Source organism: Actinomadura sp. KC216, from assembly GCF_004348535.1.
In the GTDB taxonomy this organism is placed as follows: Bacteria; Actinomycetota; Actinomycetes; order Streptosporangiales; family Streptosporangiaceae; genus Spirillospora.
Genome location: NZ_SMJX01000146.1, coordinates 1 through 19,771 on the forward strand (window position 1 = coordinate 1; position 19,771 = coordinate 19,771).

A 19,771-nucleotide genomic window follows, 5' to 3' on the forward strand; every position below is an offset into this window, starting at 1 on the left:
ATCTATCGCAACGGGGCATTCACCTGCTCCGGCACCGTCATCGCCGCGACGTGGGTCCTCACCGCGGCCCACTGCGTCGGCAGCGGCCTCACGGTCCGCGTCGGCAGCGTCTTCCGCGCGCAGGCGACCACGATCAACGTGACCGAGTACCAGGTGGCGCCGAAGGGCGACCTGGCGCTCGTGCGGCTGGCCTCCGGCCACGAGACCGCCTACTCCAAGCTCGCCGACGCCGACCCGCCCGTCGGCGCGACGAACCAGATATGCGGATGGGGCCGTACCAGCTACAACGGCCAGTTCTCAGAGCAGCTCAAGTGCGCCGACGTCCGCGTCACGTCCGTGGCGGGAACGTGCCTCGACCACCGCTACGGCCCGGCGATCTGCACCACCAAGATCAACGGAAACGCCTGGAGCGGCGACTCGGGCGGACCGCAGCGCTACAACGACCAGCAGGTAGGCGTCGCCTCCACCGCCGACGGCCGGTCCGAGCAGACCTACGGGAGCGTGCCCGCGGCCCGCTCCTGGATCCGCTCGGTGGCCGGCGTCTGACAGACCCCGCCCCCCGCCCGGATCGCCCGGCCGGAACCACGTTCCGGCCGGGCGTTTCCGCACGGCGGGCAAGGCGCGCCCACGGGACGGTCAGTCCCACTCCCAGCGGATCCCGTGCACGCCCGGCCGCACGTCCAGATCGGCCATGTGGACGGTGTGCCAGCCGGACAGCCGCAGCTCCTGCACATCGGCCGCGGGCGTCGACACGTTCGGCTGCCAGGTGCGGTGGCAGCGGGTCGGCAGCGTGTCCGGCTCGAACTGGACGCGCAGGAGATAGGTGTGCGCGGGGAAGCGGAACCACCGCTGGTAGAAGGTGGCCTCCGGCCCGCCGCCGCTGTAGCCGAACTCGTACTCGACCATGCAGGTGTCGCCGGACCGCAGCGGATGCTCGAACAGCAGCTCGGCGGCGGTGACGCCCGTCTCGGGGGCGGTGCGGACCCGGCCGAGGCGGCAGAAGGACGTCCGGCGGATGTCCGGAAGCATCTCGTTCTCGCAGTAGTGCACGGCCACATGCCGGTCGACGCCGTCCGCGCGGGCCTGGAACACCGCCTGGGTCCGCACGGACCGCTCGTCGCGGTCGGCGCCGACCCGGAAGGTCTCCGTGCAGCTCAGCCAGCGGAGCTGGCCGTCGAGCGGGTTCTCGATCTCCCCGAGGAGCCGGTCGACGCTGTCGTGCACCTCGCAGACGTCGCGGTACGACAGCCCCCCGTGCACCGTCCGGACCCACCGCCCGCGCGGACGCCGCGGGCCCAGCAGCGAGGCGAGGGAGTACGGCGCCAGGTCCAGGATCTCCTCGAGGGCGCGGACGGCGCGCAGCGACTGGGAACGTTCCGGACGGCACCGGCCGCGCTGCCAGTTGCTCAGGCTCGCCATGCTGACGTGGATGCCCCGCTCGGCGAGCTTGACGTGCAACCGCTCCAGGCTCAGCCCCCGCGCCCGGATCGCCCCTCGCAGCGCGCGATCGAACGAGTCCGCCATCGTGGGTCCTCCTGACAGCGTCATCCTGCCGCTTGCCCGGCGGTCACGAGACCGGGTCGTCGAGCGGGTCGTCGAGCGGATCGCCGGGACCGGGCCGTCAAGGGCTGAGAGCAACGCCGAACGTACTGGAGCGGCGGCGGCCCCGTCCAGGGTGCCTCGCGAGGTCGCGCCGCCGCGCCCGGGCGGTGTCACCGCCCGTGAAGGCCCGCCCTTTCCTGAATCTAAAGATTCAACTCCGCCGCGCCACGCTGCCCCGCCGTTCGTGGGAGACCGGCCGGACGGCGGTGGCCACGCCGCCTTTCACCTGCCGCGATGCCGTATCGGCCTGGGCCGGGCCGGCCGGGGTTTCAGCTTTTTGAACTGAATATTCAGAGTTTTGCCGCGCACTTCCGCCGTCGCCTTGCCCGCCCCTTTTCGGCGGGCGCAATCTACGGCGCGGCGGTACTGGGGGCGTGCCGCCGGTCCCTCGATCGAAGGAGAGAATCGTGTTCCACCACAGACGGGCGGCCCTCTGCGCGACGGTCACGCTCGCCGGCCTCCTCGCAACGTCCGCGCCCGCCGCGGCGCTCCCGTCCGCCGGGGCCCCGTCCAGTGCCCAGTCCGCCGGGGCCCCGTCCGCCGCCGCGGACCTCACGCAGGCCGTCACCGCCGCGATGCGGCACGGGCTCGGCGCTCGGGCCAGGGCCTCCTACGGCCTCGACGCCGGCTCCGGCCTCCGGGTGCTCGTGGAGCCGCAGCGCTGGTCGTCCGACCGGGCGTGGACGTTCGGCAGCGCGGTCTTCCTGATCCCGGAGGGCATCGAGACCGCCCCAGTGACCTCCCTCTTCGTGGCCAGGATGGCGGGCGGCGCCTGGAAGGTCGGGCTCCAGGGCACCGCGGACTTCGCGGCCCTGTCCCATCAGGCCCCGGCGTCGGTGGTCAGGGACGGCGAACGCGGCCCGTTCGCGCGGACCGTCCAGCCGCGGGCCCTCACCGCCGACACCGGCCTCTCGCTGCCGTGGCGGCAGGGAACGGGATGGGGGCACTGGGGCGTGCACGGCAACAGCGGCCAGTCCCGCCCGTACAACTCGATCGACTTCTTCGGCGGCGACGGCAACGTGCTCGCCTCCCGCGCCGGGACGATGTACCGGCACTGCACCAGCGGGGGCCGCTGGCCGTACATCACCGTGATGCACGACAACGGCTACACCACCGGGTACTACCACCTGCGCGACACCACAGGGAAAGCAAGCGGAAGCAGGGTGAACCTGGGCGAGTACCTCGGCCGCATCGCCGAGGAGCTTCCGTGCGGCGGTTCGGCGAACGGCGACCACACCCACTGGACGCTGTGGTCGGGATCTGACGGGAACACCCCGGTCGCCGTCCAGGGCAAGACCATCGGAGGCTGGACCTGGTGGGAGGGCGCGTCGGCCTACACCGGGTACGCCGAGCGGAACGGCACCCGGATCTACCGCAACGCCTGCTGCAACCTCGTCAACCACGGCGGCGGAGGCGATCCCGGAAAGGTCTTCGAGAACGCGGCGAACGTCGACATCCCGGACCAGGGGACGGCGGAGTCGTCCATCACGGTCGGCGGGATCCCGGGCAACGCCCCGCGGTCGCTGTCGGTCTACCAGGACATCCACCACACCTGGCGCGGCGACCTGCAGATCGACCTGATCGGACCGAGCGGCCGGGCCTACCGGCTCCGCGACCCGGCCTCCGGCGACGACGCCGACATCGTCCACGAGACCGATGCCGTAGACGCGTCGGCCGAGACCGCCAACGGCGTCTGGAAACTGCGGGTCACCGACACGGAGGCCAACGACAGCGGCTACATCGACACCTGGAGCCTCACCTTCTGACCGGCGGCTCCCTGCCCATCTGGCCCGGGCCCGTACGCGCGCACGCCTCGCGTACGGGCCTAGCCCTGGGTTTTAGCGGTTGCGCGGACGGCGGCGCGCAGGTCATCATCGGAACATGATCTCCAACCGGAAGGGCGGCGACGCCCGCGCGCGGTGACCGCGCCTATGCGGCGCGGTGACGCCGCCCAGCAGCCCGCGGCCGATTTCCGCGGCAAGAACGCTCACGACCGGTGGCGGGAAGCAGTCAAGATCCGGCAGGAATGGCTGGAGCACGGCCTGTCCACGGAACCCGCAGACCGGCAGACCACCGAACGCGGCCTGACCGCGATCTACGCACGAATGTCCCGTCCACGGCCCCGGTTCGTGTGGGTCGACTCTCCGGCGCAGGCGATCCCGCTGGTCGCGGGCCTGCCCACGCTGGACGAGCTCTACCGGCAGGTCTGGAACCCGCGCGCGACGGGCCGGCCCCGGGTGGCCAGCGATCTCGCCATGGTCGCGTCCAAGCTCCGCGGCGCGCTCAGCGCGCAGATCGACTATGTCGATCCCGAGCTGACTCCGGCACGGAAGGGCAAGGACGGTGGACGCTGGCCCGAACTGCCGCCCGTGGAGGCACTCCGCGCCGGTGTTCCGCTCGGCGTCGTCCTGCATCGGGGCGTCCACAACGCCCTGCACCGGAGCCTCGCCCGCGGGTTCCGTTCTCCCGTCCGCGCCGCGCTGACCGCACGCGGGCGCGTGCCGGTGTGCTGGTACGGGCAGCAGGACGCGGCGTGGATCGCCTACTACGACGTCCTGCACCGGATCGGCCTGGCGCGCTACGACCCGCGCCAGCTCGACCACCTCGGCCATTGGGCCACGGTGGCGCGCTCGTGCGGGTGGTGGTGGCCCGGCGAGGACGTGTGCGTCGTGGTCGACCGCCCCGACCGGATCCGGACCGAGGCCGTCCCCGGGAGCCGGCACGACGAGGTCCGGCTCAGCCGCGACGGCGTCCGCTACCGCGACGGCTGGCAACCGCAACCGGCATGACCGCCCGGCGGGCCGGGACGGGATCCGCTCCCGTCCCGGCCCGCCCTTCAACGTCGCATGGGTACCGCCGCAGGCGGGAAATCCCGCATCGCCTGCGCGATAATGATCACTAAATCGCGCACATGGGGGCATCCGTGACCGACCATCGGCAACCAGTGCGTCCGCCTGCGACGCGCCTCCTGACGGTCCTGGCGAGCGCCGTGTTGGCCGGAGCAGGGTTCGGCGCGCTGACCTCCCTGGTCAACGGCGTCTCCGACCACTACGCCGACTTCGAGAGCCGGCAGGCCACGACCGGCGGCACGTCGCCCGTGGAGATCGCCAGCGTGCTGCTGGACTCCGGCTGGGCCTGGGCGGGGGCGGCGGTCGCCATAGGGTGGCTGGTCACACGCGCCACCAAGAACCTTCCCGTCGCGCTGACCCATGGTGCCGTCGCCGGCGTTCTCGCCCTGCTGGCGGCCACAGGCGCCTACGGCCTCACGGACACCATTCGCAACGAGGCCACCTACCCCTGGTACGAGTCCGAATCGCCTCTCTGGTGGGTGGCTTCCTTCGTCCTCGGCGCGCCCCTCGGGGCGATAGGCGCGTGCATCAAACGGCCCGGATGGACGGGTCTCCTCGCGCGATTGACCGTGCCGGTCGGCGCCGCCGCCCAGATGATCGTGCTCCCGCCCGGCAGGAACGAGCGGATCACGACGATCGGGCAGGCGGTCGTCCTGACCGCGGCCGCCGCGCTCAGCGGCTTCGTCATCGTCCGCTTTCTCCGGACGGAACGACGGCGTCCCACGCCCCTGACACCGACCGGCCCTGATTAAGGACTTATGCGTCGGGCCCGTCGATGTATCGCGCGAGCCAGGCCGGTACGCGCGGACGCGGATACGCGTCCAGATCGTTCTGGTAATCCTCGGGCGGCAGCAACTGGTCGTGCGGGAAAGGACCGTCGCCGTAGTCATAGTTCACGGTCGTCTCGCCGTGGCTGGTGACGGTCAGCAGCAGCCGCCACCACGGCCCGGCCGACATTCCCGCCGCGACGTGCCGCTGCTCGCGGACGAGCGCGGCCACCGGTTCCGGAACCGGCACGACGACCGACCGATGGTAGGACGAGAACCGCAGGTGGGCGATCTCGGCGGACACCGTGAACGCGAATTCCGCCCACAGCCACTCCCACGCGGGCGGGCCGAGCAGTGCCAGCTGCTGCACGATCGGCTCGATCAGCCGCGAGGCCTCGGCGGCGAGCACATCGTCGGCCCCGGGCTCGGCCCCGGGCCGGGCACCGGGATCGGAACCGACGATATTGAACCCGTTGATGGCCGCTTCGCCGGACGAATCCGCCCGCTCAAGCCACTGCACGAACTCGGCCATATAGGCGTCGGCGCCCGTCCCGCCGTTCATGGCACGTTCCCGCGCGGTGAACTCGTCTTCGGCAAGGTGCGGCGGAACCGAGGACGACACCTCCTCGATGCGGCCGGAGTCGCCCACGAGGAACACCGAACGTCCCACCGGCATCTCCAGAAATGCCATGGGGTCGCTCTCATCGACCTCCACCGGCGCGTACACGCTCCACCCGGCCGCGAAGCGATCCGCCGCCAGCCCCTCCGTGGGGTAGTCCAGGCCGCGAGACCGGATCCAGTCGACCACCAAGGAAATCGCTTGCGCCGCGTCCATGCGCCTGGCCTCCCGCACGTTCGTCGGGGGCACCCTACGTGGTGAGCCGGACACGCGGAAGTGCCGCGACGGCCCGGAGCGGCGAATCTCACAACGCGCCCGCCTTCCGCGCCCACCCCCGAACGACCACCCTGAACCGATGGAGGTCAGCTTCGCCGAAGACCGCATCTGCTTCCTTTGCTACGACTTCCGCGGCGCCAGCGTCCACCCTTTCGGAATGGTCACGCCCGCCCAGATCCGCGATGCCGACTGGAAGGCCATCAGCCCCGAAATACGGACCGTCAGTGGCGAGACGCTGTTCATACCTGGACGGCGGCGGGACGACCTCGAACAGTTCTGCCGCCGCCACGGGATCGTCCGGAAAACCCGCCCCGATACCTGGAGCGATCTCCTGGAGCCTTTCCTGGACACCCGTTTCGACCCCGAAGACGAACGCGCGACCGTCCTCCGGCTGGGCGAAGCCGGATTCTCGCCGGAAGAGGTCACCCGCATCCGGCAACGCCTCACCCCGCTCATGCACGCCTACAACTTCGACGCCATGGTCTGGGAATGGGCGGACCTCGGCCTGTTCGACCTCCTCAACGCGGCCAACGCCCCCATCGTCCCGTCCAGCCTGCAGAAAGCCCTCGGCGACCCGAAAACGTTCTACGACTGGGCCATGAAGACAGCCGAACGCCACCGCTGACGCCGTCCCGGCGTCGAGACGGACGAGGACCCGGCCGAGCGCACCGGGCGGGAGGGAAGGCCCAGGCTGGACCTATGATCAGCAGGTATGGCGCTCCGACTGGTTCAGGTGAACATCAAGGCTCAGGACGACTCGGCGCTCGGCCGGTTCTGGGCGGAGGCGCTCGGCTGGAGCATGTCGAGCGAGGCGCCGGGCGTGACCAACCTCGAACCCGCCGGCTTCAGCTGGCCGGACCCCGCCGCCTTCTACATCGATCTCGTCGCCGTCCCGGACCCCGGGACCGTGAAGTACCGCGCGCATCTCGACCTCGCCACCACGTCCGCGGCCCACCAGGCGGAGCTGGTCGCGCGCCTGAAGGAACTCGGCGCGACACCCGCCGACACGGGGCAGGGCGACGTGCCGTGGACGGTGCTGGCCGACCCGGAGGGCAACGTGTTCCGCGTGCTGGAGCCCCGGGAGATGTACCGGGACACGGGGCCGATCGCCGCGGTCGTGGTCGACTGCGCCGATCCGCGGGCCATGGCCCGGTTCTGGGACCAGGCGCTGGACTGGACCCTCCACGAGGTGACCGACGATCACGCGCTGCTGCGCTCGGCCGCGGGCACCGGGCCCTACCTGGAGTTCCGCCGCACGTCCGGCGCGCAGACCGGAATGCACCGCACCCACCTCGACCTGCTGCCGGACCCCATCGACGGCAAGGAGGCGGAGGTGGCCCGGCTCCGGGAACTCGGCGCCACGCCCGCCGACGTCGGCCAGGGCGACGTTCCGTGGACGGTGCTGGCCGACCCGGAGGGCAACGAGTTCTGCGTCCTCGGCCGGGGCTGACGGCCCCTGACGGCGAAGCCACCGATTCCGGCCCGCGTTATGCGCGCCGATGCCACAGCCCGGACACCCGGACACCCGGACTAGAGGGCAGGACGGCGCGGGCGGATGGGCCGGGCTACTTCGCCTCATGCGGGCGGGGGTGCCACGGGTGGTGGTGCTCGGTCAGGACGGTGAGCAGGCGCGTGAATTCGTCCTGCTCGTCGGGCGCGAGGGGAGCGAGGAGCTCGCGCTGGGCCTCGGTGACCAGTGCGTCGAGGCGCTCCAGGCGGCGGTGGCCGGCCGGGGTGAGGGTGATGACGTTGCGGCGCCGGTCGGCGGGGTCGGGTTCGCGGCGGATGCAGCCGGTCTCGGCGAGCTCGTTGAGGACGGCGACCATGTCGCTGCGGTAGATGCCGGTGCGGCGGCTGAGTTCGGCCTGGCTGGCCGGACCCTCCTCGGCCAGCGCGACCAGCGCGGCGAAATGCCATTTGCGCGCGCCCTCGGCGGCTAGGCGCTCGCTGACGAGCCGGTCGGCGATGGCCGCGGCCCCGGCGATCAGGCGGCTGGGGATGGCGCGCAGCCGAGCCGGGGCGGGTTCGGGCGTCGTGCTCATGGGATCCTCCACCTCTTGCGTTCGTGCGACTAACAGTCTAGCTTCGTTAGTGGCACGAACGTTTGTGCTCCGAACGAGTACCTAGGGGAGCGAACACCATGATCAAGCCGTTCCGCATCGACATCCCCCAGTCCGATCTAGACGACCTGGCCGACCGGCTCTCCCGCACCCGCTGGCCCAACGAGATCGCCGGCGCGGGGTGGGACTACGGCTTCCCGCTGGCCAGGCTGAAGGAGCTGGCCGAGTACTGGCGCACCGGCTACGACTGGCGGGGGCATGAGGCCGAACTCAACGAGCTTCCGCACTTCAGCACCGAGATCGACGGGCAGAACGTCCACTTCGTGCACGTCCGGTCCGCGAACCCGGACGCGATGGCGCTGATCCTCACCCATGGCTGGCCCGGCTCGTTCCTGGAGTTCCTCGACGTGATCGAGCCGCTGTCGCGCGACTTCCACCTGGTGATCCCGTCCATCCCGGGATTCGGCTTCTCCGGGCCGACCCGCGAGCGCGGCTGGGACGCCGTCCGCGTCGCGCGGGCCTGGGCCGAGCTGATGCGCCGCCTCGGGTACGAGCGCTACGGCGCGCAGGGCGGCGACTTCGGCTCGGGCATCTCCACGGCGCTCGGCGCGGTGGCTCCTGATCAGGTCGTCGGGGTGCACGTCAACTACCTGCCGACCCGCCCGGTCCCGGGCATCGCACTGTCCGAGACCGATGAGGCCCGGCTGGACAAGATCCGGGAGCTGATGGCGAACCGTCCGCCCTACCAGGCTTTGCAGGCCCTCACCCCGCAGACCATCGGCTACGCGCTGACCGACTCGCCCGTCGCCCAGCTGGTCTGGATCGCCGAACGCTTCGCGCACTGGACCGACCCCCGCTCGCACATCAGCGACGATCAGATGCTCACCAACATCTCGCTGTACTGGCTGACGGCCACAGGGGCGTCCTCGGCGCGGCTGGCCCGCGAGACCCCGCGGAAGACGGAGCCGTGCCCGGTGCCGGTCGGCGTGGCGGTGCTCCCGCACGACATCACCCAGTCGGTGCGGCCGCTGGCCGAGCGGCTCTACGACATCAGGCACTGGACGGAGTTCGACCGCGGCGGCCACTTCGCCGCGATGGAGGTGCCGGACCTGCTCGCCGAGGACGTCCGCGACTTCTTCCTCACCCTCACCAAATGACACCGGCGAGACCGGCCGGCTCTTCACCCGCCCCGTGGTCGCTCCGGGGACACTGACCGAACCCCGCGACCGAGCGCTGCAAAGGAGACCGCCGGCCGCGAACTCCCCACCGCCCCTGGAGCGGGAGCTTCGCAGCCAGCGGCCCTTTCACATGCGGCGGTCGACCCTCCGAAGGCCCACTGGACGTCCGCCCAGAGGATCAGGAATGAGTGGGCACAGGTTCGGCGTCCCCGACGCTCCCCGCCCTCTCGGCGTCCTCCCCGGCACCGGCCTGAAGTTCGGGGCGCGGGGAGTTCATCAGGACGGCGACGATCAGCGCTCCGGCCAGGACGATCCCCGCGGCCCAGGTGCCGGCCGTCACAAACCCCTCCAGCATGGCCTCCTTGGCGACGGCCGGGTTCCCGCCACGCGAGGCGAGGTAGTCCGCGGTCGCGGTGGCGGCGATGGTGTTGAGCAGCGCCGTCCCGATCGAGCTGCTGACCTGCTGCGCGGTGTTGACGCTGGCCGAGGCGATGCCCGCGTCGCGCCGGTCGACGCCGTGGGTGGCGTAGTTGAAGGCCACCGGCATGATCATGCCCGCCCCGAACCCGAGCAGCAGTCCCGACACCAGCACGCCCTCGGCGTACGCGGTCCCGGTCTCCAGCGTGCGCAGCCACAGCATGCCGGACGCGATGAGCAGCATGCCCGGCACGATCAGCGTCCGCGGCGGGACCCTGGGCAGCAGCCGGGTGGCGAGCCCACCGGCCGTCACCAGGACCGCCACCGTCATCGGCAGGAAGGCCACACCCGTCCGGATCGACGAGTACTCCTTGACGATCTGCAGGTAGTAGGTCATGAAGAGGAACGCGCCGAACATCGCGACCATCGTCACTCCCACGCTCAGATAGGCGCCGCCACGGGTCCGGTCGGCGATCAGGCGCGGCGGCAGCATCGGCTGCGGCACCCGGCTCTCCACGAACGCGAACGCCGCGAGCAGCACCGCACCCCCGGCGAGCGGGCCGACGACCGTCGCCGAACCCCACCCGTCGGCCTCCGCCTGGCTCGTCCCGTACACGAGCGCGACGAGCCCGCCCGTCACCAGCAGCACGCCGGGAACGTCGAACCGGGCCTTGCCCTCGCGCCGCGACTCGTCCAGCAGCACCTGCCCGCCGACCGCCGCGACCAGGGCGACCGGAACGCTGACGTACAGGCACCACCGCCAGTCCAGGTAGTCGGTCAGCGCCCCGCCCGCCAGCAGCCCGATCGCGCCGCCCACGGCCGTGATGGCGCCCCAGATCCCGAACGCCTTCGCGCGCTCCCCGGGCCGGGTGAACGTCACGGTCAGCAACGACAACGCGGACGGCCCGAGCAGCGCGGCGAAACCGCCTTGCAGGGCACGGGCGGCCAGCAGCATCTCGAAGCCGTCGGCGGCGCCGCCGAGCGCCGACGCGCCGGCGAAGCCGAGCAGCCCGATCAGGAAGGTCCGCTTGCGGCCGGTGTAGTCGGCGATCCGGCCGCCGAGCAGCAGCAGGCTGCCGAACGCCAGCGTGTACGCGGTGATGATCCACTGCCGGTCGCCGTCGGAGATCCCCAGATCCCGCTGCAGCGACGGCAGCGCGATGTTCACGACCGTCCCGTCCAGAACGATCATGAGCTGGGCCAGCCCGATGCAGAACAGCGCGGCCCAGCGGCGCGAGCCGCCCGCCGGGGCCTGCGCCTTCGTGGTCGCCATGGTTCTCGTCCTCCCTCGTGATGCGCGCCGCGCCGAACGATCCGCGCGGCGTTCCCGACGATCACGAGACGCCGCCGGCCCGGCCCCTGTGACAGCGCGGCCAGGTGACAAGCGCCATGCGCCCCGGGTGTTACAAATCGGTGGGGAGCGGCGTCTAGTGCGAGTGATGGGGGACGGTGAAAGGCAGGAGCCAGAAATGACCCAGCGAACGGGCACACCCGATCGTGCCGACAGCGTGGACGCGGCCACCGAGGTGTTCGTCGCCCATCGCAACCTGCTGTTCACCGTCGCCTACGAGATGCTCGGCTCGGCCGCCGACGCTGAGGACGTCCTCCAGGAGACCTGGCTGCGCTGGGCCACCGTCGATCTGGCCAGCGTCCGCGACCAGCGCGCCTACCTGGTGCGGATCGTCACCCGGCAGGCGCTGGACCGCCTGCGCGCGCTGGGCCGGCGCAAGGAGTCCTACGTCGGGCCGTGGCTGCCCGAGCCGCTGCTGACCGCACCCGATGTGGCCGAGGACGCCGAACTGGCCGACAGCATGTCGATGGCGATGCTGCTGGTCCTGGAGACCCTCGCGCCGATCGAGCGGGCGGTGTTCGTCCTGCGGGAGGTGTTCGACCTGCCCTACGACGAGATCGCCGACGCCGTCGACAAGACCCCGGCGGCGGTCCGCCAGCTCGCCTACCGGGCCCGGTCGCACGTCGCCGCGCGCCGCCCCCGCGGCGCCGTCTCCCCGGCCGAGACCCGAGCCGCCCTCGCGGCCTTCCAGCGCGCGGTCGAAACCGGCGACCTGCAGCGCCTGCTCGACATCCTGGCGCCGGACGTCGTGGCCCTGAGCGACGGCGGCGGAGTGAGACACGCCCTGCTGCGTCCCATCGTGGGCGCCGACAAGGTGGCCCGCCTCCTGGCCGCCGGCTGGTGGACGCGCGGCGCCAAGAGATCGGTGGAGCCGGTACAGATCAACGGCGGCCCGGCCCTGCTGGTCCGGGTGAACGGCGAGATAGACGGCGTGGTGGCGGTGCGAGTAGAGAACGGCCAGGTAACCGGCGCCTACCACGTACGCAACCCCGAAAAGCTCTCACGCATGGCGCACGAAACCCCCGTAACCCGCTGACCCGCACCTACGGCGCGTCGAAGATGCCGACGGCCGCGTGCCCGAGTGTTCGGTCGAGTCAGTTCTCCGTCTGCCGGGCACGCTCGTCCACGCGGCGCTGAAGCGCTTCGATCGTCTCTACGCTTCTCCGCGCCCCCTCCACCTCACTCTCGTCGATGGAGCCGGCGCCCCTGTTCCACGGTTGCCTGATCTCCCATTCGGCGAGGCGGTGCCCGGCGGCGGCGTACTCGTGCAGGACCGCGAGCAGGGAGTCGCCGGAGACGTCGGCGGACAGCTCACCATCTGCGTCCTCCCGGTGCCACGGAACGCCGATCACGGTGCTCCGTCCGGCGGCGAGCTCGCTCAGCCGGTAGCAGTGGATCAGGCCGCCGTGCGGTGCCACACGCCACGCCCCTTCACCGTGGTCCCACCGTTCGTCGCCGTAGAGTGCGACGAGCGGGACGAGGTCCGAGTCCCAGGCGAAGATCCGCCGCTCGGCCGGCCGCGTCCACAGCGAGGGCCGCAGCCGCGGGCCGCCCTCTTCAAGCGGGACGGCCAACCCCCACGGCAATCCCGTCCGCTCCCCGGGGACCGCGCCGTACTCCGACTCCTCGGCGAGGACGGCGAACTCGTCCGGGAACTCCACTCCGTAGCACTCGGCCAACACCTCGCGGGGGCGCCTCCCGGTCGAGTACAGCGCCCACGCGAGCCGCGCCATCGACCGGTAGTCGTCGCGGGACGCCCGGCCTCGCAACAGGGTCAGCGTCTCCATGGGCACCGGTGCGATGAACGGGGCGGTCGCTTCGGAGCGGGTCACGCCCGGCGCTGCGTCCGGCGCCTCGTCCGGCGCCTTGTCCGGCGCCTTGTCCGGCAGCAGCGTTCCGGCAAGGCGCAGCGCGGCGCGGTGCGCGGGGAGCGCTCCGACATCGGGGTGATCCGGCGCGAGCCTCACCAGCATCTCCAGCCGGTCGATGACGATCGTGTGGTAGTCGCGCAGGACCGCCGCCAGCGAGGGGCCGAGCCGTTCCACCCGCCTGTCGTCGTCGAGCACGTCGATGCCGAACACCGTCGTCTCCCCGCGGGCGAGATCGGGCAGCCGGTAACAGAGCACGAGCCCGCCGTACTCGGTGCGCGGGTCGCTCAACGTCAGCACCGGGACGAGCCGCCGGTCGCGTTCGTAGACGACACGGTCCTCGTAGTCGAGCAACGAGCCGCCGACCGCCGGCTCCGGACCACCACGCTCGGGCGGCAGCGCGAGCCGCCACACGTGGCACCGCAGATCGTCGGGCCGGTGCCCCGGCAGGGGCAGGCGGTCTGCGAGCGCGAAGAACTCGTCAGGGAACGGGGCGCCGTAGCACTCGGCGAGCACCTCGCGCCGGTCCTTCCCCGTCGAGTACAGCGCCGCCGCCAGCGGCTGCATCGACTCGTACTTCGCGCGGGACGCCTTTTTCTTCAACCGGTCGACGTTCGCGAGCGCGTCCGGGGCGGAACGCCCGGCCGGGGCGCCCTCCGGGCGGGGAGCGCCCTCCGGGCATGGGGCGCCCCGCTCGTGGCACACGTCGACCGCACCCGCGTTGACCAGCCGTCCGATCAGGTCCTCGACCGGTTCGCGGGCGATCGATCCGGCGTGCTGCAGCTCGCGCCTGCGGGCGGCGGCGGCGTGCAACGCCGTGTGCCCCTGCACGTCGACGGCGTTGACGTCCACGCCGGCGGCGAGCAACCGGGGGAGGAGCAGCACGTGATCGAGGTGCGGCAGCAGGTGCAGCAGCGTCAGGCCGGACCGATCGCGCACCAGCGGATCGGCGCCCTCGTCGAGAAGCGCGCACACGCCCGCCGTGTCGCGATGAAACGCCCGCTCCAGCAAGGCCACCGCCCCGCCCGCAGGGGACGGCCCGGCGCCCGCGGAGAGCCCGGGGCCGCTCGAACGCGCCGGAAACAGCGCCCCGGTGACCGCCGGATGCAGGTCGTCCGGCCCGGCGAGCCCGAACCGCAGCAGGTCGAAGTCGATCGGATGGCGGTACTCGGGGGCGGTGAGCAGCCGGGACTCCCCGAGCCCCGCGTCGCGGCGGCGAGCCGTCACGAGACCGCCGTCGCCGAACGTCAGCTCGATGTCGGTGCCGACCTGGCCCTCGTCGTGGCACTCGACCCAGATCCTCCGCGCTGGCCCCCGGGGCCGCTCCGACAGGGGAAGCTCGAAGACACCCTCATCGAGCACCGACCGGGCGTCCTCGACCAGCCGCTCGACGGCCACCCACGGGCGCTGCGACCACACACCACGGGCACCTTTGGCGAGCGTGATCCCGGCCGCGGCGAGGGCCTCGCCGGTGCGGCCCTCGTCCCACAGAAAGGTCAGCCACTCGGTCATGGCGGCCGGGTCGTCCGTGCGCGGCCGGGTCGGGACGGCGTCGATGAGGCGGCCGTCCACGTCGTGGAACGGGATCCGGTCGGGCCCGCCGCCGCAGAGAGCGCGCAGCTCACCGGTGTATCGAGCGTCCCAGTACGCGCGCGGCAGGTGGTACCTCCCGGGGGCGCGGTCTGGCAGCTCCTCCGTCCCGTCCGGCCGGCATTGCACCCACAGCACCAACCGGCCCTCCTGCTTCCAGGCGGTCCTGACCATGAGGTTCGCGCCGCCGCCTTCCGAGTACCGGCGCAACAGCCCACCACCGATGGGCGTGCCGGACTCGTCCAGCGTCCGAGGGATGTTCCAGCGCAGCAGGTCCGGCGCGACGTGGTAGATGTCGTCGACGATCCGTTCGGCCAGCTCACGGCCGTAGTCCCGGTTGATCCTGGGGATGTCGACGTCCAGATCGACCCGGGCCGCGGCACAAGCCCCGGCCGGATCCCCGGCGAGCCGCCGCGCCGTAGCGGCCTCGATCATCGCCCCTGGGACGTCCAGCGGCCGCGCCCGCCGATACATCTCCAGAACTTCCCGCCGCTTACCGCCCACCGTAGCCATTCACCGGACAATATCGTCCGCGCCCACCGCCGTTCCGCGTGAGTTTGGCGCTGTCGTCTCTACCGACCAGGTTGAGGATGCTCCCGCGGAAGGGGCTTGCGAACGTTGGGCCAACATACTCGGCTCGCATGCCCCGATCTGAGCGAAGTTCCGCCGGGCCTGAGTGAGACTCAAAGCGCCATTCGGACCGCCTCTGACCACGTCGGCGTCGTGCTCATCCTGGCCGTCGTCCTCCCAGAAGCAAACGTCGCAGATATCGAAGTTTCCCCTACTGTCAAGCGTGAGATATCCGCAGCAGGGACACGGAAAAGCCCGCCCTGCCTCAAGCTCTCCACTGCCCTCTTCAGACTCGCGCCCCACGATGCCACCCTCCCAGGCTCGCACTCCCCCCGCACAGTGGTGAGCGGTGACTCAGCTGTGTGACTTGGCGATCCGCTGGGAGACGACCGTCAGCGTCGTCGTGCTGGCAGGGATCGCCGCGGTGTCGTCGTACAAGCACATGCGCACGCTACTCCTGGAGTAAACGAGCCGACCGGATCGCTCGCGCAGGAGTCCTATTTTCGCGACGTCAATGTTGATGCACTGTGGATCAACCCCTGGTACGTGTCGCCGATAGTGGACGGTGGATGCGATATCGCCGACTACCGTGGGTAGGGGTGTCAGCCGATCAGGAGGCCGAGTCCCAGGAGGAAGGCCACGCCGCCGATGATCCCCAGGAAGACCCAGCGCAACGACACGCCCGCCCGGCTGCGGTATCGCACCGCGATCCGGGCCAGCAGCGCACCGGGGACGCCCCAGATCAGCACGGTCATCACCAGGTTGAACCAGGCCGTGGCGTCGGTGTGGGTCGCGCCCAGACCGGTCTCCTCCACCAGGCCCACCATGACCGTCAGCTTGATCACCAGTTCGGCGAGCGGGTAGAAGACCTGCAGGCCCGCCGCGCCCGCGAGGCCACCGAGCAGCAGCCAGCCGGGCACCCGGCGCCCCCACGAACGGATCGTCGCCTGCGCCATCGCGACGGTCAGGGCCCGCAGCCCGCAGGCGAGCACGATCACACCGTCGGTGCCACCGAAACTCTCACCGCGTAGCGGCTTGCTTGCGACCAGCACGGCAACGAGGGCGATGAACGCCCCAACAGCCCAGGTCACAGCCGTAACAGGCCAGGTCTCGGTTCGAGTGTCGGGCCCGGGTGCACTGATCGTGGTCATGCCGACATCATCACGACGACCGCCCCGTCGCAACCTCCCTCCAGCGGGTGGCCCACTTCCCCCATCGGGCCGAAACGCAGGCCTGACTATCCACCGGCCGGGTGGGGGGACGCGGTGATGGCGCCTGCTCCGGCCGCCGAGTCGGCGCGCTCCGTCTCCCCGGGGTAGGAGATCGCAGCGTCGAGCCCGCCTGTTTCATATCTCGCTGTTGTGGATCGTGGCGTTGCCGGTGGTCGCGGAGACGCGTCCAGTGATGCGTTTGCTGTCGATGCGCGCTGCGTCGATGACGGCGCGGACGGACGGGGCTGGGGTGAGCGTGCCGTGGCGCGTGTGTCGTTGAGCGGCGCGGTGCGGTTCAGCGTTGGAAGTAGATCCGGGTGGTGGTCGCGCCGGGGCGGGTGTGCGTCCGGGTGAGGTCGGCGAGCTGGTTGACCAGCAGCAGTCCCCGCCCGCCGGGGCTGTCGGGTGGGACGGGACGTCGACCGGTCAGCGGATCGGCGATGTGGCCTTGGTCGGTGGTCTGGCAGACCAGGTGCCGTGGCTCGGTCCAGATCCGCAGGGTTCCGTGGCCGCCGCCGTGCATCAGGGTGTTGGCGGTCAGTTCGTTGACCGCCAGCTCGGCGTCCAGGATCCGCTCGGCCGGCAGGCCGGCCCGCCTGGCGTGTTGTGTGACCAGGTCCCGGACGGTGTCCAGGGACGCCGAGTCGTAGTCCAGCTCCGTGATCTGGGCGCCGGGGACGTCGGGGAGCGGCTGGTTGGTGGCGTGCACGATCTCGTCGGCCGCGTACCGGTCGCTGGCTCGTGCGCCGTCGGCGTCGGCCAGGACCGGGTGGGTGGCGGCGGCGTCGGCCAGGATCTGCGGGTCCAGCGCCTCGGCGTCATAGGGGCACAGGATCGTGGCCCGCCGTCCGGTGAAGGCGTGATTGATCAGCGCTTCGTGCTGCAGGCACGCGGGGTATTCGGTGTGGCTGCGGCCCGGCCAGATCGGCTCGCCGATGATCCGCACCCGCCGGCCGGGGTGGGCGTCGGCGAACGCGCGCAGCACACCGGGGATGATGCGGCCGGGGTTGCGGCCGACCTGTCCCATGTCCAGCAGCGTGATCTGCTCGGCGGCGGCGCCGAGTTCGGCGCGCAGCAGCTCCAGGTTGGGCTCGGGCACCGCGGCCGCGACGGGCTCCCCTGCGGCCAGACCGTCCTGCAGGAACGGCACCGTGCCGGCCAGGTACTCGGCGCGGGTCCGGTAGAACAGCGCCGGGTGACGGAAGGGGTCGGCGGCCGAACCGTCGTGTGTCGGGGGGTGTGGATGGTTGGGGGCGTTCATCGCCCGGTCACCTCGATTCCCGCCGCCTCCGGCCAGAGCAGGTCAAGGATGCGGCACAGCGCCGGGGGCGGGTCGTGCAGCACGACGCGGCCGCGCGGGGTCAGCCGCTGGGCGGTGACGGCCACCGCCGCGGCGCCGCCGGCGTCCACCATGCGCAGGCCGGACATCTCCAGGTGGATCTCCGGCTCCGATCTCGCCAGCTGTTCCAGCGTGCCGGTCCACGCCGTCCGGTTGCTGACGTTGATTTCGCCGGCGACCTTCAGCCCGGGACGGCCCGCTAGCGGCTCCAGGATCAGAGGGGTCACCGATCCCACACTCCTGCGCCCCCGGGCGAACCGGCCGGCCTGCCAAGGACGATCATCCTTCACCACCGCCTAGTCGTCTCGGTGGGCTACTGCCCCGCCTGCCCGCAGCCGGGGCTTGGGCGCGGTTATGCCCGCTGGCTGATCATTCACACGCCGGTCACGTTCCTGACTATTCGGGTTGTGGGCGGGAAGAGGCGGACGACCAGGTATCGGGCCACCACGAGGCCAGGTATCCGGCGGCTGGCGGGGAGGTGGAGATGTGACGGGTGATGGCCGGCGGCTCCAGCGGCTGAGCCGGCGGTTGCCGGCCTTGCGCACCAGCAGACCCGCATCGCTGGCGTGCACAGGAGCAGACTGCACTACCGCTAACGTCCGGCCATTGGCCTCCGCGCTGCAGCAATCCTTGCCGCCGACCGCCTTCCCCGGACATCCCCGGGGTGCAGCCGCCTGTCACTACGTCACCGCCTCGCCGCACCGGGTCGGCGGCGACTTCAATGATGTGTTCGCGCTGGGACCAGACCGGTACGGCGAGGATCGGTCAGCGTCGTACTTCGGTGACGTGTGCGGTGAAGGCGCCCCTGCCGCCGCAATCACCCCGTTGATCGGCTCCACTGTGCGCACCGCCGCGCGTCACGATCCTGGCCCGGTCGCCGTCCTCGGCGAGGGTGGCCTGCCCGACCACTTCACCCGGCTGCTGAACAAGCCAGCAGCGCCGACCGGTGCTCCACGGCGAATCCGCGACAAGTGTGCACTGTTGGAAGGCTGCGCCTGCGGGTCCGGTGACCACGTCGCCATGCTGGGCCCCACTATCGGACCCGCCTTGGTCGGCGCATCGTCCACTCAGGCGAGCGACATCGGCACCGCACAGGTGATCTGGCGATGACCAGGGATCTGGACGTCACCATCGCGCTTGTGCGGGAACAGATCGCGGTCCTGACCGCCGCCGGTGAGTTGAGCTACCGCACCAGCCCGGCCCTGATCCAGCACGCCACCACCATCGCCGAGCGCGGCCACCCGGACCTGATTCTCGACCTGGCGCAAGTGCTGTTCTGGGACTCCAGTGGGCTCAGCGCACTCATCGTCACCTACCGCCGCCTGACCTCCGTCGGCGGATCACTCACCCTCACCGCGCCCCCCGAACGCCTGCGGCACGTGCTGACCACAACCGGGATCGACCAGGTCATCTCCACCCACCCCACTCTCGACGAGGCACTTCGTGCGACCCAACCTGTCGCATCGGACCCCGCATCAGACCTCCCGTCGCCGCCCTCACCTCCGTCAGAGACCTAGCCCACGCAACGAGATGGACTCCACCAGGTTCGCCTACCTGCTCATCGACCAGCTCACCGCGCGCCGCGAGATCAACCTCGGTGTCGTTCGGCTGCCCGGGCTGCAGCCTCTTGGGCGGCATGTCATCCGGCAGACCAAGCTCGATGAACGCATACCGGTTCACCGCGATGCGACCGCGGCCCTCCACTCCGCGCTCACCGGAATGCCAGTCGTAGGTCGGAATTGCAACCGGTTGCGGTTCTGGTTGGCCGGGTCGCCGGAATAGCGAGCGCGGGGGAACCGGCATTTATTTGCCGCATTCCCGGACCAAGCACCCTTTAACGGGATGTCTTCGTTCCGCGATTGTCACTAAGTATGAGATTTCGTCGAGTGGTCTGGGAAAATCGTCAGAAGAGCGGCCCGTCCCCGATGTGCGTGCGGCGCGCTGGTATCCGCTCGTGGCGAGACGTGCCGGGGTCGTTTGCCGGGTTACGGCTTCGCGGATGCTGAGGGCGCCGATATGTGAGGACGTGTGTGACCGAGGGCCTGCGTGCGGCAGCGGACGAAGGGGTGGGGCG

At 71.1% G+C, this 19,771-nt stretch carries 19 protein-coding genes; 11 read left to right on the forward strand and 8 right to left on the reverse strand.

Annotated features, from left to right (window positions below):
* Positions 1–546: trypsin-like serine protease (locus E1264_RS23905; RefSeq protein ID WP_132177178.1), on the forward strand; the 546-nt coding region annotated here is incomplete at its 5' end.
* Between the two features lie 90 nt (positions 547–636).
* On the opposite strand, the gene E1264_RS23910 is transcribed toward E1264_RS23905, so the two are convergent.
* Positions 637–1,524 carry a helix-turn-helix transcriptional regulator gene (locus E1264_RS23910; RefSeq protein ID WP_243711133.1) on the reverse strand — a complete coding sequence of 296 codons (888 nt, stop codon included), beginning with the start codon at positions 1,522–1,524 and terminating at the stop codon, positions 637–639.
* Positions 1,525–2,009: 485 nt separating this feature from the next.
* Here E1264_RS23910 and E1264_RS23915 point away from each other — a divergent pair, with 485 nt between their 5' ends.
* The 3 genes from E1264_RS23915 to E1264_RS43610 all read left to right on the forward strand — a co-directional run bounded on the left by E1264_RS23915 (position 2,010) and on the right by E1264_RS43610 (position 5,203).
* On the forward strand, positions 2,010–3,368 hold the full coding sequence (locus tag E1264_RS23915; protein WP_207936112.1) for a proprotein convertase P-domain-containing protein: 1,359 nt from the start codon (positions 2,010–2,012) through the stop codon (positions 3,366–3,368).
* A 165-nt stretch (positions 3,369–3,533) separates the two neighbouring features.
* Positions 3,534–4,391: a DUF6745 domain-containing protein gene (locus E1264_RS23920; protein ID WP_207936113.1), complete on the forward strand. Its 858-nt coding sequence runs from the start codon at positions 3,534–3,536 to the stop codon at positions 4,389–4,391.
* Between the two features lie 155 nt (positions 4,392–4,546).
* Positions 4,547–5,203, forward strand: coding sequence for a hypothetical protein (locus tag E1264_RS43610; protein ID WP_243711134.1), 657 nt, complete (start codon positions 4,547–4,549; stop codon positions 5,201–5,203).
* A gap of 4 nt (positions 5,204–5,207) precedes the next feature.
* Here E1264_RS43610 and E1264_RS44715 read toward each other — a convergent pair whose 3' ends face one another.
* Positions 5,208–6,053, reverse strand: coding sequence for a hypothetical protein (locus E1264_RS44715; RefSeq protein WP_207936114.1), 846 nt, complete (start codon positions 6,051–6,053; stop codon positions 5,208–5,210).
* 139 nt (positions 6,054–6,192) lie between these two features.
* Between E1264_RS44715 and E1264_RS23940 the strand changes: the two genes are divergently transcribed.
* A complete protein-coding gene (locus E1264_RS23940; RefSeq protein WP_132177186.1) occupies positions 6,193–6,738 on the forward strand; it encodes a hypothetical protein in 546 nt (181 codons plus the stop codon).
* Between the two features lie 87 nt (positions 6,739–6,825).
* On the forward strand, positions 6,826–7,563 hold the full coding sequence (locus E1264_RS23945) for a VOC family protein (protein WP_132177188.1): 738 nt from the start codon (positions 6,826–6,828) through the stop codon (positions 7,561–7,563).
* 115 nt (positions 7,564–7,678) lie between these two features.
* Here E1264_RS23945 and E1264_RS23950 read toward each other — a convergent pair whose 3' ends face one another.
* Positions 7,679–8,155 carry a MarR family transcriptional regulator gene (locus E1264_RS23950; protein ID WP_132177190.1) on the reverse strand — a complete coding sequence of 159 codons (477 nt, stop codon included), beginning with the start codon at positions 8,153–8,155 and terminating at the stop codon, positions 7,679–7,681.
* A 98-nt stretch (positions 8,156–8,253) separates the two neighbouring features.
* Here E1264_RS23950 and E1264_RS23955 point away from each other — a divergent pair, with 98 nt between their 5' ends.
* Positions 8,254–9,330, forward strand: coding sequence for an epoxide hydrolase family protein (locus E1264_RS23955; RefSeq protein ID WP_132177192.1), 1,077 nt, complete (start codon positions 8,254–8,256; stop codon positions 9,328–9,330).
* A gap of 199 nt (positions 9,331–9,529) precedes the next feature.
* Here E1264_RS23955 and E1264_RS23960 read toward each other — a convergent pair whose 3' ends face one another.
* Positions 9,530–11,326 carry an MFS transporter gene (locus E1264_RS23960; RefSeq protein WP_347813420.1) on the reverse strand — a complete coding sequence of 599 codons (1,797 nt, stop codon included), beginning with the start codon at positions 11,324–11,326 and terminating at the stop codon, positions 9,530–9,532.
* On the opposite strand from E1264_RS23960, the gene E1264_RS23965 reads away from it, so the two are divergent.
* Positions 11,238–12,155 carry an RNA polymerase sigma-70 factor gene (locus E1264_RS23965; RefSeq protein ID WP_132177196.1) on the forward strand — a complete coding sequence of 306 codons (918 nt, stop codon included), beginning with the start codon at positions 11,238–11,240 and terminating at the stop codon, positions 12,153–12,155. The two genes, E1264_RS23960 and E1264_RS23965, sit on opposite strands and share 89 nt — an antisense overlap.
* Before the next feature lie 58 nt (positions 12,156–12,213).
* On the opposite strand, the gene E1264_RS23970 is transcribed toward E1264_RS23965, so the two are convergent.
* The 4 genes from E1264_RS23970 to E1264_RS23990 form a co-directional block, all read right to left on the reverse strand.
* Positions 12,214–15,090 (reverse strand): ankyrin repeat domain-containing protein, encoded by a 2,877-nt coding sequence (locus E1264_RS23970; protein ID WP_132177198.1) that lies wholly within the window; start codon positions 15,088–15,090, stop codon positions 12,214–12,216.
* A gap of 659 nt (positions 15,091–15,749) precedes the next feature.
* Entirely contained in the window at positions 15,750–16,298 is a 549-nt protein-coding gene (locus tag E1264_RS23980; protein WP_132177202.1) for a hypothetical protein, read from the reverse strand.
* A gap of 355 nt (positions 16,299–16,653) precedes the next feature.
* On the reverse strand, positions 16,654–17,619 hold the full coding sequence (locus E1264_RS23985; RefSeq protein ID WP_132177204.1) for a sensor histidine kinase: 966 nt from the start codon (positions 17,617–17,619) through the stop codon (positions 16,654–16,656).
* Positions 17,616–17,924: an STAS domain-containing protein gene (locus E1264_RS23990; protein ID WP_207936115.1), complete on the reverse strand. Its 309-nt coding sequence runs from the start codon at positions 17,922–17,924 to the stop codon at positions 17,616–17,618. Before E1264_RS23990 ends, E1264_RS23985 begins: the two co-directional genes overlap by 4 nt.
* A 379-nt stretch (positions 17,925–18,303) precedes the next feature.
* Between E1264_RS23990 and E1264_RS23995 the strand changes: the two genes are divergently transcribed.
* Genes E1264_RS23995 through E1264_RS24005 form a run of 3 tightly spaced genes read left to right on the forward strand, consistent with a single transcriptional unit; the run spans position 18,304 to position 19,479 of the window.
* A complete protein-coding gene (locus tag E1264_RS23995) occupies positions 18,304–18,807 on the forward strand; it encodes a SpoIIE family protein phosphatase (protein ID WP_207936116.1) in 504 nt (167 codons plus the stop codon).
* The gene (locus tag E1264_RS24000) at positions 18,804–19,214 is read left to right on the forward strand and encodes an STAS domain-containing protein (protein WP_132177208.1); all 411 of its coding nucleotides are present in this window, start codon (positions 18,804–18,806) and stop codon (positions 19,212–19,214) included. The genes E1264_RS23995 and E1264_RS24000 overlap by 4 nt, the downstream gene beginning before the upstream one ends.
* Positions 19,215–19,227: 13 nt before the next feature.
* Positions 19,228–19,479 (forward strand): hypothetical protein, encoded by a 252-nt coding sequence (locus tag E1264_RS24005; protein ID WP_132177210.1) that lies wholly within the window; start codon positions 19,228–19,230, stop codon positions 19,477–19,479.
* Positions 19,480–19,771 lie beyond the last annotated feature (292 nt).

What these genes read in the sequence shown, in the direction of transcription:
- E1264_RS44715 (WP_207936114.1), bottom strand. Translation starts at nt 6,053, where the DNA reads ATGGACGCGGCGCAAGCGATTTCCTTGGTGGTCGACTGGATCCGGTCT.
- E1264_RS23910 (WP_243711133.1), bottom strand. Translation starts at nt 1,524, where the DNA reads ATGGCGGACTCGTTCGATCGCGCGCTGCGAGGGGCGATCCGGGCGCGG.
- E1264_RS23980 (WP_132177202.1), bottom strand. Translation starts at nt 16,298, where the DNA reads ATGACCACGATCAGTGCACCCGGGCCCGACACTCGAACCGAGACCTGG.
- E1264_RS23965 (WP_132177196.1), top strand. Translation starts at nt 11,238, where the DNA reads ATGACCCAGCGAACGGGCACACCCGATCGTGCCGACAGCGTGGACGCG.
- E1264_RS23955 (WP_132177192.1), top strand. Translation starts at nt 8,254, where the DNA reads ATGATCAAGCCGTTCCGCATCGACATCCCCCAGTCCGATCTAGACGAC.
- E1264_RS23970 (WP_132177198.1), bottom strand. Translation starts at nt 15,090, where the DNA reads ATGGCTACGGTGGGCGGTAAGCGGCGGGAAGTTCTGGAGATGTATCGG.
- E1264_RS24005 (WP_132177210.1), top strand. Translation starts at nt 19,228, where the DNA reads ATGGACTCCACCAGGTTCGCCTACCTGCTCATCGACCAGCTCACCGCG.
- E1264_RS23985 (WP_132177204.1), bottom strand. Translation starts at nt 17,619, where the DNA reads ATGAACGCCCCCAACCATCCACACCCCCCGACACACGACGGTTCGGCC.
- E1264_RS23940 (WP_132177186.1), top strand. Translation starts at nt 6,193, where the DNA reads ATGGAGGTCAGCTTCGCCGAAGACCGCATCTGCTTCCTTTGCTACGAC.
- E1264_RS24000 (WP_132177208.1), top strand. Translation starts at nt 18,804, where the DNA reads ATGACCAGGGATCTGGACGTCACCATCGCGCTTGTGCGGGAACAGATC.
- E1264_RS23920 (WP_207936113.1), top strand. Translation starts at nt 3,534, where the DNA reads ATGCGGCGCGGTGACGCCGCCCAGCAGCCCGCGGCCGATTTCCGCGGC.
- E1264_RS23950 (WP_132177190.1), bottom strand. Translation starts at nt 8,155, where the DNA reads ATGAGCACGACGCCCGAACCCGCCCCGGCTCGGCTGCGCGCCATCCCC.
- E1264_RS23945 (WP_132177188.1), top strand. Translation starts at nt 6,826, where the DNA reads ATGGCGCTCCGACTGGTTCAGGTGAACATCAAGGCTCAGGACGACTCG.